Below are 16,192 nucleotides of genomic sequence, written 5' to 3'. Positions count from 1 at the left end.
AGAGATGCGAATGGTCCGGGCACCTCACAGATTCTCAAAACCGATTTGAAAACGAAGGAGGTGACAGGTTGATCACCTCCCGGTTGTTTGTCGCTGAAAAGGCTATTTGAATTCTACAATCGTTACGCCGCTGCCGCCTTCTCCATCTTCACCAAGACGAACTCTTTTAACAGAACGGTGATTTTTAAGTTTTTCCTGAACACCTGAACGCAATGCACCGGTCCCTTTACCATGAATGATGGATACTCTCGGATAACCTGCCAATAGCGCGTCATCTATATATTTATCCACGCGGATCAGCGCATTTTCAAAGCGTTCACCTCTCAGATCCAGTTCAAGGCTGACATGAAAATCCTTACCTTTCACTGTAGCAAGTGGCTTCGGCTCCTGTTTTTTCTCTCCCTTGATAAACTCCAGATCTTTTTCTTCCACCTTCATTTTAAGAATACCCATCTGGACAGCCCATTCTTTATCAGCTGTTTTCTCAAGCAGGATTCCTTTTTGACCGAAGCTTAAAACACTTACCTCATCGCCAGGCTGCAGTTTTCGTTTCGATTGTTCTGGCTGTTTTTTCTTACCTGTCTTTTTCAGCTCAGGCGCAGCACCTTCGAGACGTTTTCGCGCCTCAATCAATTCGTGCTCTTTAATGTCCGCATGCTTTTCAAAGCGTAATTGTCTAAGTTCAGACATAATTTTTTCTGCCTCTGCCTTCGACTGTTCAACAATCTCATTGGCTTTTATACGGGCCTTTTCATAAAGATCTTCTTTTCGCTGATAATAATCAGCCATTTGCTTTTGAAGATCACGATGGATTCTCTCAGCGTCCTTCAACAGCTCCTGCGCTTCACTGTAATCCGTCTCTGCACTTTTACGGCTTGCTTCAAGGGAGGCAATCATTGTTTCAACAGCCCTTGAGTCTGTGCCGATGAATGTTTTTGCGTGATTAATTACATGATCGCTAAGACCAAGCCTTTTTGAAATGTCAAATGCATTACTTCGGCCAGGCACGCCGATTAACAAACGATAAGTCGGGCTCAGCGTATCAACATCAAATTCAACGCTGGCATTTACCACACCTTCACGGTTATAGCCGTAAGCTTTCAGTTCCGGATAATGGGTCGTTGCCACAACGCGTGCGCCTATTCCATGCACTTCATCGAGAATGGAAATGGCAAGTGCCGCTCCCTCCTGAGGGTCTGTCCCGGCACCAAGCTCATCAAACAGGACAAGGCTGCCTTCATCTGCCTGCTTTAATATATCCACTATATTTACCATGTGCGAAGAAAACGTACTCAAGCTCTGCTCAATCGACTGTTCATCTCCGATATCAGCATAGACAGACTCAAATACGGCAATTTTAGATCCGTCCAAAACCGGTAAAGGAAGCCCTGCCTGTGCCATCAGCGTACATAAGCCAATCGTCTTCAGCGTGACTGTTTTCCCCCCCGTATTCGGTCCGGTAATCACAATTGCGGAAAAATCTTCACCGAGGTAAATATCATTGGCCACTGCCTCATCCATCGGCAGCAGCGGATGACGGGCTTTATTCAGATTGATAATGCCTTCACCGTTTACTTCAGGTTTTGTTGCTTTAATACTTCGGCCATATTTCGCTTTTGCAAACATAAAGTCAAGATCACCGAGAATCTCAACTGTTAAAAGCAGACTGTCTGCTTCCTCCTGAACGTCCTGGGTCAGCGCGAGCAGGATCTTTTCGATTTCTTCCTGTTCCTTTAACCGCTGTTCACGGAGCTGATTGTTAAATTGAACGATGGACTCAGGTTCAATAAATAAAGTCTGCCCCGATGAAGACTGATCGTGGACGATCCCGCCATAATGACTGCGATACTCCTGCTTAACGGGGATTACGTAACGGTCATTTCTGATGGTGATGACCGCATCAGACAGCATGGTTGCTGCATTTTTTGAACGGATCGCACTTTCAAGCTTTTCGCGTACCCGGCTTTCGCTTGTACGTATTTTCTGTCTGATGGAACGGAGCTCATGACTTGCCGAATCCAGTACTTCGCCGTTTTCATCAATCGATTCAAAAATTTTATGCTCTAACGGAGTCAGAACAACGAGATTCTCTTTTTTTTCGAGAATAATCGGAATATGAATTTCTCTTTCTTCCATCATATTGTCAACAAAGTTCCGGATATTTTTCCCGGCCCGGATCGTACTTGCAACCTGCACAAGTTCAGCAGCACTTAACATCCCGCCAATCTGAGCGCGTTTAATGTGCGGTCTGATATCAAAAATCCCACCAAGCGGCATGCCACCTTTGACCCGCAGAATGGTAGCTGCTTCGTCCGTTTCATCCTGCCAGCGCATCACATCCTCAAGATTTGTAGATGGCGCAAGCTTTTCAATTCGGAATGCACCAAGCGAGGAGGCTGCAAACTCAAGCACCTGTTGTCTGATTTTAATAAATTCAAGCGTTTTTAAAGTCTTTTCATTCAATTGCTTTCTCTCCTTATTGATGGCGTTTCAGAAAACGGGAAAGCTCATCAAACGATTTTGCATTCATGACGGACTCTTTTTTCAGCCAGCCTTTACGACCGGTTTTTATACCAAGCTCCATAAATTCCAGATGAGTCGTATCATGAGCATCCGTATTAATGAATACGGGTACGTTATGCTTTTGAGCGAGCGCTACGTATTCACTGTTCAAATCAAATCTATGCGGATTTGCATTCAATTCAAGGCCTGTACTCGTTTCTGCCGCTCTCTTCACGAGCCAGTCCATATCGACACGATATCCTTTTCTTTCCCCGACAATACGACCGGTCGGGTGCGCAATAAAATCAACATGAGGGTTGGCAAGAGCTGTTTCAAGTCTCTCCCTGATCTGTTCCTCGGACTGTGAAAAAGAGGAATGAATAGAGGCAATGACAATGTCGAGCTCTTCAAGAAGCTCATCATCATAATCAAGCGACCCATCCGGAAGGATATCCATTTCTATACCTGCCAGAATGTCAATATCATCATACTTTTCATTTAATGCTCTTATTTCACTTATCTGCTTCCTTAAGCGCTCAGCTGACAGCCCATTGGCAACACGCAAGTAATGGGAGTGATCTGTTATAGCCATGTAATCGTACCCTTTTTGGCGGCATGCTTCAATCATTTCCTCCAGAGAATAAGCACCATCACTCCAGGTCGTATGCATGTGAAGATCCCCTCTGATGTCATCAAGGGTGATCAGATCTTCCGCTTCTTCATGCCGGGAAGTTTCCGTGCCATCTTCCCTCAGTTCAGGTGAAAGAAAGGCCATGCCAAAGTGAGCGAAAAAGGCTTCTTCGCTTTCAAACGTCGTCACTTCTCCTGTCTCAAGGTTTTCAACGCCATATTCACTGATCCGCTCACCGCGTTCTTTCGCAATCTGGCGCATTTTTACATTATGATCCTTTGAGCCCGTAAAATGATGGAGCGTTGTCGCAAATGCCTGATCCTCAACAAGCCGGATATCGACTGACAGATCATACTCGCGTTCCAGAACGACAGAAACTTTTGTATTTCCTGCTGACAGCACTTCTTTTAAACCCGGTATGGTTAAGATCTGATCTTTAACCTTCTCCGGCTGATCTGTAGAGGCAATATAATCAAGATCTTTTACGGTTTCACTGTTTCGCCTTAAACTGCCGGCACGTGAAAAGCGGCTGATCTCATCAATCCCTGCAAGAAATCCGTCCAGTTCTTCAGCTATTGGCAATACTGCTGAAATCGGCAGTCTCTCCGGACGGCTGCCGGCATTCAGGAGCGCGGCCAGGATTTTTTCCTCCGTTTTAGCACCAAATCCGGAAAGCTGCTGAACTTTGCCTTCTTCACAGACACGCTTCAAATCTTCAGCCGATTCCACACCGAGCTCCTGATACAGGCGGGCAATCTTTTTCCCGCCAAGCCCCTGAAGTTTTAATAGTGGAATTAACCCTTCAGGCACTTCTTCCTTAAGCGAATCAAGGACAGATGATTGACCCGTTTTCATGTATTCTTCAATGACAGCAGCCGTTCCTTTCCCGACTCCTTTCAAGGCTTTAACATCTTCAATCTGTGAGAGGCTTCTCTGATCCGTCTCCAGCGCTTGGGCTGCTTTTCTGAACGCACTGATTTTAAACGGATTTTCCCCTTTCAGCTCCATGTATACCGCAATTTTCTCAAGCAGTCTGATGATTTCTTTTTTGTTCATGGGACAGGTTCCTTTCCTTATAAATTACTTTTATAGTCAATTAACCTTATCTTCTCTTAAAAAAGCCCGGAATCCTTGTTATGGAATTCCGGGCTTCTGAAAATGTTACGATGACGGCTCCTGTGCATTCAGCCACCATTCTTTTACCTGCTCTGAAAATACCGGCGTCTGCTGCAAAATGAATTCTGAAATCCCTGAACCGGCTAAAGTATCCTGAATGGAATTCATCGGAACCATGGCCGCAATATAAATAAGGACAAATAAGATCACATACATTTCAATAAACCCTAAAATTCCACCGCCAAATATATTAAGCGGGCGAAGCATAGGGAATTGAGCCACAGAATCGAACATCGACCCGATCAGCTGCATCACGATTTTCGCTCCGAAAAAGATGATGGCAAAAGCAATGATCCTGTAATAGGCTTCTTCAAAATTCACTGTATCCGCAATAAAAGCCAGCCGGGACCCCGCATCAAAAGCAGGATAAGGCACCCACAGTGTGAGCTTAGGTGCGAGCACACTGTAATACTTGTAGGCCAGAAAGAAAGCAATAAAAAAGCCTACAAGATGAATAAGTTGTAAGATGAACCCCCGGCGCAAACCAATAATAAAGCCGGTCACAAGAAAGACTAACAGCAGCAAATCCAGCATCAAGCATTCAATCCCTTAGTTTTTTTAATTCGAACTCTAGTTCTTCAATCTCTTCTTTTAACTTTAAAAAATCATGGACAGCATTCACAGCTGTTAAAACAGCCAGTTTTGATGTATCAAGCGAAGGGTTGATCGAGCTGATCTCCCTCATCTTATCATCAACCATTGAGGCAACAAGTCTGATGTGAGACGTGGACTCACTGCCGACGATGGAGTATGATTGTCCATAGATGTCAACGTTTATCCGATTTTTTCCGTTATTCGACAACGCAGCTGCCCCCATTCTCAAGAATCCTAATCACTATCATAACATGATCATTTTGCAGATCAAAATAAAAGTTGATATTATTTACTTTTTATTGGGTTTTTATTTACCGAAATGCTAAATCCCTTGATTTTAAAACAGGGGGTCATTTGACGTATCATCTTAACTTTAAGACAAGGAGCTTCCGTATGCCAAACACTGTTTTAACTGTATCACAGAGCGAACTGCTGAAGATGCAGGACTATTATAAAAGAAGTTTAAAAGCAAATCCACCACAAGGTGCCGTTTTCGCAGCAAAAGCACCTACCTATTCAGTAACTGCCTATAAATCCGGAAAAGTATTATTTCAGGGTAAAGATGGGGAGACAGAGGCAGCAAAGTGGGGAACTGCTGATGCCAAAAGGACTGTCAAAGCAGCGGCCTCATCAGCTGATCTGCCTCAGAACATAGCAACGATGTCACTGATTGGAACGGATGAAGTTGGAACAGGTGACTATTTCGGGCCAATCACGGTTGTGGCAGCTTATGTAAAAAAAGAGCAGATTCCTCTTTTAAAGGAGCTTGGCGTAAAAGATTCCAAGCATTTAACGGATGAAACGATTGTCAAAATCGCCAGGGGTTTAATCCAGACCATTCCCTACAGTCTGCTGACGCTCCCGAATGAGAAATATAACGAAAAGCAGGCACAGGGCTGGAGTCAGGGGAAGATTAAAGCTGTCCTTCATAATCAGGCCATTCTTCATTTACTGAAGAAAATGAATCCCGAAAAGCCTGAAGGTGTCTTAATCGATCAGTTTGCAGAAAAGCAGGTGTATTACCGCCATATTCAAAATGAAAAGATGATCTATTGTCAAAATGTCTATTTTAGCACGAAAGCTGAAGGGATTCATTTAGCAGTGGCTTCAGCTTCCATTATCGCCCGCTATGCCTTTATTAAAGCCATGGACCAGCTGAGCGAAAAAGCAGGATTTACGATCCCTAAAGGTGCCGGCGCGAAAGTTGACCAGGCTGCCGCAAAGCTGATCAGAAAGTTTGGCGAAGAGGAGCTTCACACATTTGCGAAAGTTCATTTCGCGAACACACAGAAGGCGAAAAAGCTGATATAACAATAACCGGGCCCGCACTCATCTGAGTACGGGCCCTGTTTTCGTTTTATTATGAACGCAGTTCTGCTCCTGTTTTCTCTTTCACCGCTTCAAGTACGCGGTTGTGGACGTTGCCGACCTCTTCGTCTGTCAGCGTACGTTCAGGATCCATATACAGAAGGGAGAACGCGAGTGACTTCTTGCCTTCCTCCATACGGTCTCCTTCGTAAAGGTCAAACAGCTGAACGGATTTCAGCAGTTTACCGCCGGCTTCCTTAATGATCGTCTCAAGGGTACCCGCTTCCACTGTGCGGTCCGTTACAAGTGCAATATCACGTGAAATCGATGGATAACGTGGAATGGCACTGTATTTAAGCGGGTCCGCATCGTGTGCGTAGATGGACTCAAGCTTCACTTCAAATACATACGTTTCCTTCAGGTCAAGCTCTTTTTCTTTAACAGGGTGAACCTGACCGACGATACCGATCTGCTCATCCCTGAAGTAAATCGCTGCCGTACGTCCAGGGTGAAGGTGATCCATTTTGGCTGTTTCGTAACGGATCTCTTCCTTAATCCCAAGACGGTCCCAGATCGCATCAAGGATTCCTTTTACTACATAAAAATCAACAGGCTTTTTCTCACCCTGCCACGGATGCAGCTGCCATAGGCCTGTCAGTGCGCCGGCTAGATGCTCTTCTTCTTTTGGAAGTTCCTGATCCACTGTTTTCAGGAACACTGAGCCAATTTCATAAAAGGCTGAAGAGTCTTTTTGTCTTGCTCGATTATAAGAAACACTTTCAAGAAGCTGCGGTATGATGCTCAGACGCAGCTGGCTGCGCTCCTCACTCATTGGCATTAACAGCTTCACTGTCTCAGTCGTATCAAGCGCAAACTCAGTCGCTTTCTGCTCGTTCGTCAAAGAATACGTCACTGCCTGTGTAAGGCCTGCACCTTCAGCCGTCTGGCGGATTAACCGGCGCTTTTGCTGTCTCACAGAAAGTCCGCCCGGATTTGTCGCATGAACCGGAAGTGTCATTGGAATCAGATCATATCCATACAGTCTCGCTACTTCCTCAATCAGATCCTCTTCAATTTCAAGATCTCCTCGACGCGTTGGTGCTGAAACATGGATCACGCCATCTGACGCTTCTGCCGTGATCTGCAGGCGGCGGAACAGATCAAGCACTTCATTTTCCGAAAGGTCCGTTCCTGTTACGCGATTAATTTTCTCAAGGGAAACAGAGATTTTCTTCTCTTCCTTTGACAGCTCATCAAAGGCAACCGTTCCCTCTGAAACTTCACCTCCTGCGTACTGAGCCATCAGCTGGGCAGCACGCTCTGCAGCAAGGGCAACACGTTTCGGATCCACGCCTTTTTCAAAGCGCGAGCTTGCTTCACTGCGAAGTCCCAGATCCTTTGAAGTCTGGCGGACTGATGACGGAGCAAAATAAGCCGATTCAATGACAACATTCACGGTTTCAGACGTTACTTCACTGTCATAGCCACCCATCACACCGGCAATTGCGATTGGCTCTTTACCATTTGTAATGACAAGGTGATGAGACTGAAGTGTGCGTTCCGCTTCATCAAGTGTTTTAATTTTTTCACCTTCATTTGCGAGGCGGACCAGGATTTCACCTGTTCCAACCTGATCCAAGTCAAAAGCATGAAGCGGCTGACCATATTCAATTAAAATATAGTTGGTTATGTCCACAATATTGTTGTGAGGACGAATACCTGCTGCGACTAATCGATTTTGCATCCACTGAGGTGATGGCTTTACCTTTACGTTTTTCATGACCTTCGCCAGATAAACAGGATTTTCTTTTTTCGCTTCAACCGTCAGCTTAACGTCAGCAGCTGCCTGGTGTGAAACCGTTTCATAACTCAAATCAGGCAGCTTTACCGGACGGTCTAAAATCGCACCGACCTCATACGCTACCCCGATCATGCTCATCGCATCTGCACGGTTAGGTGTCAAACCAAGCTCAAGGATAGAGTCATCAAGCATCAGCGCTTCAATCGCATCCGCTCCAACTTCAGCATCCTGAGGGAAGTTGAAAATCCCTTCTGAATACTCCTTTGTCACAAGCTTTCCTTCAACACCAAGCTCCTGCAAGGAACAAATCATTCCGTGTGAAGCTTCACCGCGAAGCTTCGCTTTTTTAATCTTAAAATTACCCGGCAGTACAGCACCAACCTTTGCTGCAGCAACCTTCTGACCTGCGCCAACGTTCGCTGCGCCACAGATAATCTGTACAGGCTCTTCTTCACCAACGTCCACCTGGCAAATATTCAGTTTATCTGCCTCAGGATGCTTTTCGCATGACAGCACGTGTCCAACGACAACACCGCTGATGCCTTCACCTGGAACCTCGACTCCTTCCACTTCGATTCCGGAGCGGGTAATTTTATCTGCGAGCTCCTCAGGTGTAATGCCCGATAAATCTACATATTCTTCTAACCATTTATATGATACAAACATCTGGAGCCCTCCTTATCGAATTTCTTTTCGTCCGAATTGATCTAAAAAGCGGTAATCATTTGTGTAGAAATGACGGATATCGTCAATGCCATATTTCAGCATTGCGATTCGTTCCGGCCCCATTCCGAATGCGAAACCGGTATATTTTTCAGGATCAAATCCTGCCATACGCAGTACGTTCGGGTGAACCATACCTGCACCAAGAATTTCAATCCATCCTGTTCCCTTACATACACTGCAGCCTTTACCGCCACAGATTTTACATGAAATATCCATTTCAACAGAAGGCTCTGTAAATGGGAAAAAGCTTGGGCGCAGACGGATTTCACGGTCTTCACCAAACATCTTTTTGGCAAATACGTTCAGCGTTCCTTTCAGATCACTCATACGGATATTCTCATCCACGACGAGACCTTCGATTTGCATGAACTGGTGTGAGTGCGTCGCATCATCATTATCACGGCGGTACACTTTACCCGGGCAGATGATTTTCACCGGACCTTTACCTGCATGACGCTCCATCGTTCTTGCCTGAACAGGGGATGTATGCGTGCGAAGCAAAATGTCCTCAGTAATATAAAATGAATCCTGCATATCACGAGCCGGATGGCCTTTCGGCAGGTTCAGTGCTTCAAAGTTATAATAGTCCTTTTCCACTTCAGGTCCTTCTTCAATGGTATAACCCATTGAAATAAACAGGTCTTCGATCTCACTGATCACTGTCGTGAGCGGATGAGCATGACCTGCCGGCACAGGGCGGCCTGGAAGGGTTACATCAATCGCTTCCTCTGCAAGACGTTTTTCCACCGCCTGTCTTTCAAGCTCTTCCTGCTTGACTTCAATGGCCTTAGCAATCTCATCACGCACTTCATTGGCAAGCGCCCCCATTTTCGGGCGTTCTTCCGCAGATAACTTACCCATGCCTTTTAATACTTCCGTAATGGGACCTTTTTTCCCGAGATACGCGACACGTACATCGTTGATTGCTTTAAGATCCTGCGCTTCTTCAACCTGCGCCAGCGCCTGCTGGCTTAATTCTTTTAAGCGTTCTTCCATTGCCTTTCCTCCTTTTGATGGCTCTGTTAACAATTGATAACAAAGCTTTCCATACAAAAAAGCACTTCTCCCCTAAAACTAGGGACGAAGTGCTTTGATTCCGTGGTACCACCCTGATTGATCAGGCTTATCTATAAGACTGATCCTCTCAATTGACTGATAACGGCGTTTAGCCGGTGCATCTTTACGCTCAAACCAAGCGGTCCCGATGCCGACTCGGGAGGTGAACTTCATCATGGTTCGTGCAGGCAGATTTTCAGTCTATGATCCGCCTTCCCTTTTGCAGTCACACGTGATTACTTTTCTCCGTCAAAGTCTTTATGATTTATCCTCAACAAGTATATACTAATTCGCCTATTATTAAAAGAGGGAATCTCTATCCCTTTAAATGATAAAGCAGAATACCTGCAGCAATCGCCACATTTAACGATTCACTTTTCCCATAGATCGGAATATACAGGTTCTGATCGGTCTGCTCAAGCAGCTCCTGTTTCATCCCCGCTCCCTCATTCCCCATGATGAGGGCAAATTCTTTCTTGCTGTCCACTTCTCTATACGGAAGTGCCTCCTGCAGTGACGTACCGAAAACAGAAATACCGTTGTTTTTACAATACGCAAGAACAGATTGGATGTCTTCTTTAACAATCGGAAGATGGAAATGACTGCCCTGGGCTGCACGCAGAATTTTAGCATTATAAGGATCCGCCGTCCCTTTTCCTAAAATGACAGCATCTATTCCGGCCGCGTCCGCTGTCCGGATCATCGTTCCGATATTTCCGGGATCCTGAACGGAATCAAGGATCAGCAGCTGCTTCCCTGTCAGCGTTGCCACATTCAGATCAGGCTGTCTGCAAATAGCAAATACACCTTGTGAATGCTCTGTCTCGGCAAGGGCTGCACTGATCTCCTCTGTCACGATCGAAACCGGTAGCTCCTCTGCTTTTCCTGGTATCTCCACACCTTCACGGACAATCACTTCAATAACTGCATCCGCAAGAATTGCTTCTTCTATCAAATGATATCCTTCAACAAGAAACAAACCGGATTTATCCCGTCCCTTTTTCGTCAAAAGCTTTTTCCACTCTTTTACCTTCCCATTTTGCATGGACTGAATCACACTCATACCATTCTCTCCTCTGATTATCCGATTTCCTCATTATAGCGGAGTTTTTCCGCATAAACAAAACAATTCCAGGGAAAAATAGTTCAGATCATATGAGAGGAGGAAACACGATGAATTTGAACATCCGCGAAACCGTCATTCACAATGTAAAGGATAATTCAACCGCCCAGCTTGAGGACACCATTACCGATTCCATCGAGCGTAAAAAGGAAGAATTACTCCCAGGGCTCGGCGTCCTGTTTGAAATTATCTGGAAAGAAAGTTCAGGAGAAGACCAGCAAAAAATGCTTGAGCTTCTTGAAAACGGCCTGAAACATTAAGACTCACGGATCAGAAAATCAACACCTGCTATCGCAGCATACCCGAAGATCAGCGTCCACAAGGCAATACTGACGATTTGCCAGAATAGCACTCTTGCTTTATCTGCACCAAGCGACATGCTGATAAACGCAGCAATATGAGTACCAATCAGAATCGGTCCAAGAAGGGATAGCCCCGGCAGCCCGTATTTATTCCAAATATTACGCGCTCTCGTCTGCCTCTTCCCTTCTTTCTTTTCACCTTTTTTCCTGTTCGCCAGATAATCCCTTACCCTCTGAAATAAAACAATTAATAAAAAGACCGTTAATAAATTCCCCGCAAAACCGGTTACCATGACCCAAAATGGCGACAGCCCTCTCACAATCCCCAAAGGAACCACTAATGCAATTTCCAGCCACGGCGTAGCAGCAGCCAAAAACAACAGCACATACTCAACCAAACCCACACCTACACACTCCCTCAACACTAAACTTCGTATAAACAAGCTTACGAACCAACAGCAAAATAGTTTCACAACCCCATAAAATCCGAATTAATAGCCATGAGCGGAAAGCGCCGTCTGCAGCGCAGAGCCACGTTTCCCAATAATAAAAGGCTGCCAAGTGGCACATTCACCACCCGGCAACCTCTCTTCACTTAATCAAACGTAATCTTATTCACCGCATCACGATCCAGCTTCTTAATCACTTCCACAATCAACTTCACCGCATTCTCATAATCATCTTTATGAATCATCGCAGCATGCGAATGAATATAACGCGAAGCAACCGTAATCGCAATCGACGGTGCACCCGTCGCAGAAAGATGAATCGATCCAGCGTCCGTTCCTCCGCCTGCAATCGCATCAAACTGATATGGAATACCATGCTCATCAGCAATACCCGTAATAAAATCTCTCAGCCCTTTATGACCAACCATCGATGCATCATAAAGGATTATCTGAGGACCGTCACCCATTTTAGAGCTGGCTTCTTTAGACGTAATACCAGGTGTATCCCCCGCAATACCCACGTCAACTGCAATACCGATATCCGGCTTCACTGTTGCTGCCGCCGTACGGGCACCGCGCAGTCCCACTTCCTCCTGAACCGTGCCTACACCGTATACTTCATTCGGGTGCTGCGCATCTTTTAACGCTCTCATGACATCAATGGCAATCGCACAGCCAATACGGTTATCCCAGGCTTTTGCAAGAAGCATCTTGTCATTGTTCATGACAGTAAATTCGAAATAAGGAACAGCCATATCACCAGGTGTGACACCCCACTCCATTGCCTCTTCACGGGAAGAAGCACCGATATCAATAAACATGTCTTTGATATCAACCGGTTTTTTACGCGCTTCCGGAGGAAGGATATGAGGTGGTTTTGAACCAATGACCCCGGTAATATCCCCTTTTTTCGTTACAATCGTAACGCGCTGAGCCAGCATTACCTGTGACCACCAGCCTCCTACGGTTTGAAAGCGCAGAAAACCTTTATCATCAATCTGCGTGATCATAAATCCGACTTCATCCAGGTGACCGGCAACCATAACACGCGGTCCATTTGCCTCACCTGTCTTTTTGGCGATCAGACTACCGATTCCGTCCGTTGTCACTTCATCAGCGAATGGTGCTATGTATTTTTTCATTACCTCTCTCGGTTCACGTTCGTTACCCGGAATACCTTTAGCATCCGTTAAGTCTTTAAGCATCGTCAGCTGTTCGTTATATTCAGCCATTTCTTCGCCTCCCTAATTTTCATCCAGTCAAAATTATACCATTTCGTCAGATTATTCACAAAGCTGATTAATAGCCTTCCTGCTGACGCTTAATATTAACTTCATTTTTTTCCGTATATGCACTCATGACGTCCTCCACAGAAAAGCCGAGTACCGTCCCAATTTTTAAATACCGATCCCACATTCCATCGTAATTAAATTGGCTCTGATAGCTTCTGAATTGAGTAACTGAATGGTAAAAGTCAAGGAACAGGTCGCTCAAATCACTGCCAGAATGCACTTCTGCCTGATCTGTATATCTTAATTCCAGATCAAGCCCGATAGACAAAAGAAAATGGATCCCGTCCACATATTCCTCTAGAATGACTGATCTCTCGGATGGGCCTTTTTTGCTCCAGAATTTAAAACATCTCGTTTCATTAGCCAGCTCTCCTGCTTCAACGAGCAGCGCGAGTATTTTTTTATCCGTTACTTCCTGTTTTTCAATATTATTTTCACGCTCAATAAAGCGGTCAAGTTCAAGTTGCATATCATACAATTTAGTCCAGTTCATCATTTTCCCTCTCCTTCTCTGTTCAGTGTATCAAAATCACAAAAAAAGAAAAGAAAATTGGAACCTTTTTATCCCTCGGTACGTATAGAGGACAAGGATTGTTGGGGGGCGTTTAAATGGTTGTTCTTTTGCTGAGGCTGATTATACTTGCAGCTGTTCTTTATCTTATTTATAAGGGATTTAAATATTTGTTTGATCCGAAGAGGAAATTGGAGCTTGCCCACGAAAAAGCAGATTATTATTTTCATGATGATTCGAATAATCCACGTAAAAATTTCTTTATTACTTATAAAGGTCTGATGTTTCAAGGTGAAAAATATCTGGGTGAAACGGAGCGTTCATTTGATGTTGTTTCGATTTTCATCTGGCCGCATGACCCTTCCAGACTGCAGGGGTTTACGATTGAGGATTTCCGCTTTCTTGAAACGGAGGTTCGCAGCAATTATCCCCACGCCAGGATTGATTGGAAGAGTCCGATCAGGGAGCTGCTTGAAAAGGATCGGATGGAATGAATCCATTGAGTAATTTTTTGCAGTAGATCATTTGCAGGCAGGTGTTGATAGCAGAATGATTTCTGTCACTAGACAACACATATTTGTAGATAGAAAGCCTTCTAGGACTGGAATTGTTGAGAGCACTTAAAATCCTGTCGGTAGATACGTTATTTCTGTTGATAGCACTCAACGATCTGTTCATATCACCAAAGAATCTGTCGATAGATCAACTTCTACTTCCTAAAGCTGAACAGCGATTTTCACAAGCGTGATTGTCATCTGGCCGTTTTTCACAAAAAACCAGTTATCTCAAAAATGGTATAATGCAATCCCAAACAAAAAAAGATAGGAATTTGACGCAACTCAAAGTCAAATCCCTATCTTTTTTACTGCCAGTAATAGGTATAAATCAGAAGCCCTCCATACACGATTACGAGAAATGGAAGTCCCATGGAGAAGTTACGGTGTCTTGTCTTGTGGTGAAAAAACTGCATGCCAAGCCAGCTGCCGAGCGCTCCTCCTGCGAATGCAACAAGCCACAATGTTTTTTCTGGAATACGGTACTCATTTTTCTTAGCCTTCTTTTTATCGATCCCCATCGTAGCAAATCCCGCAATATTGATTAACAGTAAGTATCCCAAAAATAGCTGATTCATTCATATTTCCTTTCTTTACATATGATCAATGCTTCATTATCTATTTCAGTATAGAACAGATCACGCGGCATTTAAAATAAAAAAGAACTGCTCCGTCAATCGGAACAGTCCCTTTAATTATTACTTGTTAAGTTCAGCTTTTGCAGCGTCTGCAAGCTGTGTGAATGCTTTTTCGTCAGCTACAGCAAGCTCAGCAAGCATTTTACGGTTTACTTCGATACCTGCAAGCTTAAGTCCGTGCATTAAACGGCTGTAAGAAAGTCCGTTTGTACGAGCTGCTGCGTTGATACGAGTAATCCAAAGCTTACGGAAATCACGCTTTTTCTGGCGACGGTCACGGAAAGCATAGTTTCCTGACTTCATTACCTGCTGGTTAGCTACTTTGTATAGCGTATGTTTTGAACCATAATATCCTTTAGCGAGTTTAAGAACTCTTTTTCTACGTTTACGAGAAACGATTCCACCTTTAACACGTGGCATAGTGATTACCTCCTAATAAATCTTTGTTCTGTATTTTAAAATTAGATCATGTTTTTGATGCGCTTGTAATCGCCTGAAGACACAAGAGAACCTTTGCGAAGCTTACGCTTAGCTTTTGTAGACTTGTTAGCGAAAAGGTGACTAGTGTATGCACGTGAACGCTTAAGTTTTCCAGATCCAGTCTTTTTGAAACGCTTAGCTGATCCACGGTGAGTTTTCATTTTTGGCATGAGTAGTATCCTCCTTAAATCATTACTTTTCGATCGTTGGTGCAAGCATTAAGAACATGCTGCGGCCGTCCATTTTAGGTTTTGATTCCACTGTTGAAACGTCTTTGCATTCCTCAGCGAAACGCTCTAAAACCCGCTGTCCGATTTCCTTGTGCGTGATCGCACGTCCGCGGAAACGGATGGACGCTTTTACTTTATCCCCTTTTTCAAGGAACTTGCGTGCATTACGAAGCTTCGTGTTAAAATCATGCTCATCAATCGTCGGACTTAGACGAACTTCTTTCAGATTGATAACCTTTTGATTTTTACGTGCCTCTTTTTCTTTCTTCTGCTGCTCGAACTTGAATTTACCGTAATCCATGATACGTGCAACAGGCGGCTTCGCATTTGGTGCAACAAGAACCAGATCAAGGTTTACACGCGCTGCAATATCAAGGGCTTCGTTCTTGGATTTAATACCAAGCTGTTCGCCGTTTTGATCGATTAAACGTACTTCGCGTGAACGGATTCCTTCGTTAACCATTACGTCTTTGCTAATAGTAATCCACCTCCGGATTGATTTGAGAATACTCGGTTTGCGCATAAGATTAGTGCTTTAAGACATAAAAAAAGCCGGAAACCACATTAGTTCCCCGCATCCATGCATGCCGATACATACTTTATGTATGTACGTACTGCGTGTTACCTGTCAGCTACTGCTGTGCCGGTCAGGTGAGAAGCGGGTGCCTCTTCTTGTACACAAATTCGTATTCAATTCACTCATGCTATTGTAACGCAGCAAAAGTCTGCTGTCAATCCTTGTTCGTAATTAAATCAACATGATTGATCATATCAAATGATTTCGGATGTCGCAACAGTTTTTTGGATTTTTTTAATGAA

At 44.4% G+C, this 16,192-nt stretch carries 17 protein-coding genes and 1 other annotated feature; of the genes, 3 read left to right on the top strand and 14 right to left on the bottom strand.

What is annotated here, in order from left to right:
• Window positions 1-102: 102 nt before the first annotated feature.
• From H7968_RS13680 to zapA, 4 genes are all read right to left on the bottom strand, one after another.
• Complete coding sequence (locus H7968_RS13680) at window positions 103-2,463, bottom strand: endonuclease MutS2 (RefSeq protein ID WP_227396676.1); 2,361 nt, start codon at window positions 2,461-2,463, stop codon at window positions 103-105.
• Window positions 2,464-2,476: 13 nt separating this feature from the next.
• A complete protein-coding gene (gene polX, locus H7968_RS13675; RefSeq protein WP_227396675.1) occupies window positions 2,477-4,189 on the bottom strand; it encodes a DNA polymerase/3'-5' exonuclease PolX in 1,713 nt (570 codons plus the stop codon).
• A gap of 105 nt (window positions 4,190-4,294) precedes the next feature.
• Window positions 4,295-4,843: a CvpA family protein gene (locus H7968_RS13670; protein ID WP_227396674.1), complete on the bottom strand. Its 549-nt coding sequence runs from the start codon at window positions 4,841-4,843 to the stop codon at window positions 4,295-4,297.
• A gap of 7 nt (window positions 4,844-4,850) precedes the next feature.
• Complete coding sequence (zapA, locus tag H7968_RS13665; RefSeq protein WP_227396673.1) at window positions 4,851-5,126, bottom strand: cell division protein ZapA; 276 nt, start codon at window positions 5,124-5,126, stop codon at window positions 4,851-4,853.
• Between the two features lie 170 nt (window positions 5,127-5,296).
• Here zapA and rnhC point away from each other — a divergent pair, with 170 nt between their 5' ends.
• Entirely contained in the window at window positions 5,297-6,214 is a 918-nt protein-coding gene (gene rnhC / locus H7968_RS13660) for a ribonuclease HIII (protein WP_227396672.1), read from the top strand.
• Window positions 6,215-6,263: 49 nt separating this feature from the next.
• Here the strand turns inward: rnhC and pheT are convergent, their stop codons facing one another.
• The 3 genes from pheT to H7968_RS13645 all read right to left on the bottom strand — a co-directional run bounded on the left by pheT (window position 6,264) and on the right by H7968_RS13645 (window position 10,857).
• Entirely contained in the window at window positions 6,264-8,678 is a 2,415-nt protein-coding gene (gene pheT / locus H7968_RS13655; protein WP_227396671.1) for a phenylalanine--tRNA ligase subunit beta, read from the bottom strand.
• A gap of 12 nt (window positions 8,679-8,690) precedes the next feature.
• Window positions 8,691-9,734, bottom strand: coding sequence for a phenylalanine--tRNA ligase subunit alpha (pheS, locus tag H7968_RS13650; RefSeq protein ID WP_134376805.1), 1,044 nt, complete (start codon window positions 9,732-9,734; stop codon window positions 8,691-8,693).
• 77 nt (window positions 9,735-9,811) lie between these two features.
• Window positions 9,812-10,056, bottom strand: a binding site (T-box leader).
• A 54-nt stretch (window positions 10,057-10,110) separates the two neighbouring features.
• Window positions 10,111-10,857, bottom strand: a complete 747-nt coding sequence (locus H7968_RS13645; protein ID WP_227396670.1) for a TrmH family RNA methyltransferase — start codon at window positions 10,855-10,857, stop codon at window positions 10,111-10,113.
• A gap of 110 nt (window positions 10,858-10,967) precedes the next feature.
• Between H7968_RS13645 and sspI the strand changes: the two genes are divergently transcribed.
• Entirely contained in the window at window positions 10,968-11,177 is a 210-nt protein-coding gene (gene sspI, locus H7968_RS13640) for a small acid-soluble spore protein SspI (RefSeq protein ID WP_227396669.1), read from the top strand.
• On the opposite strand, the gene H7968_RS13635 is transcribed toward sspI, so the two are convergent.
• The 3 genes from H7968_RS13635 to H7968_RS13625 all read right to left on the bottom strand — a co-directional run bounded on the left by H7968_RS13635 (window position 11,174) and on the right by H7968_RS13625 (window position 13,453).
• The gene (locus tag H7968_RS13635) at window positions 11,174-11,623 is read right to left on the bottom strand and encodes a small multi-drug export protein (protein WP_319799503.1); all 450 of its coding nucleotides are present in this window, start codon (window positions 11,621-11,623) and stop codon (window positions 11,174-11,176) included. The genes sspI and H7968_RS13635 overlap by 4 nt on opposite strands.
• Before the next feature lie 191 nt (window positions 11,624-11,814).
• Window positions 11,815-12,900: a M42 family metallopeptidase gene (locus H7968_RS13630; RefSeq protein ID WP_227396668.1), complete on the bottom strand. Its 1,086-nt coding sequence runs from the start codon at window positions 12,898-12,900 to the stop codon at window positions 11,815-11,817.
• A gap of 67 nt (window positions 12,901-12,967) precedes the next feature.
• Window positions 12,968-13,453, bottom strand: coding sequence for a dUTP diphosphatase (locus H7968_RS13625; RefSeq protein WP_227396667.1), 486 nt, complete (start codon window positions 13,451-13,453; stop codon window positions 12,968-12,970).
• Window positions 13,454-13,569: 116 nt separating this feature from the next.
• On the opposite strand from H7968_RS13625, the gene H7968_RS13620 reads away from it, so the two are divergent.
• Complete coding sequence (locus tag H7968_RS13620) at window positions 13,570-13,965, top strand: sigma-w pathway protein ysdB (RefSeq protein WP_227396666.1); 396 nt, start codon at window positions 13,570-13,572, stop codon at window positions 13,963-13,965.
• A 368-nt stretch (window positions 13,966-14,333) separates the two neighbouring features.
• Here the strand turns inward: H7968_RS13620 and H7968_RS13615 are convergent, their stop codons facing one another.
• From H7968_RS13615 to infC, 4 genes are all read right to left on the bottom strand, one after another.
• Complete coding sequence (locus tag H7968_RS13615; RefSeq protein ID WP_227396665.1) at window positions 14,334-14,603, bottom strand: DUF1294 domain-containing protein; 270 nt, start codon at window positions 14,601-14,603, stop codon at window positions 14,334-14,336.
• Window positions 14,604-14,723: 120 nt separating this feature from the next.
• Window positions 14,724-15,083: a 50S ribosomal protein L20 gene (gene rplT, locus H7968_RS13610; protein WP_134376810.1), complete on the bottom strand. Its 360-nt coding sequence runs from the start codon at window positions 15,081-15,083 to the stop codon at window positions 14,724-14,726.
• Window positions 15,084-15,124: 41 nt separating this feature from the next.
• On the bottom strand, window positions 15,125-15,313 hold the full coding sequence (gene rpmI, locus H7968_RS13605) for a 50S ribosomal protein L35 (protein ID WP_134376811.1): 189 nt from the start codon (window positions 15,311-15,313) through the stop codon (window positions 15,125-15,127).
• A gap of 22 nt (window positions 15,314-15,335) precedes the next feature.
• A complete protein-coding gene (infC, locus tag H7968_RS13600) occupies window positions 15,336-15,836 on the bottom strand; it encodes a translation initiation factor IF-3 (RefSeq protein ID WP_406566414.1) in 501 nt (166 codons plus the stop codon).
• Window positions 15,837-16,192 lie beyond the last annotated feature (356 nt).

This window comes from Jeotgalibacillus aurantiacus, assembly GCF_020595125.1.
GTDB lineage: Bacteria > Bacillota > Bacilli > Bacillales > Jeotgalibacillaceae > Jeotgalibacillus > Jeotgalibacillus aurantiacus.
Note: the sequence above shows the minus strand (reverse complement) of the source record. Positions and strands in the feature narration are given on the sequence as shown.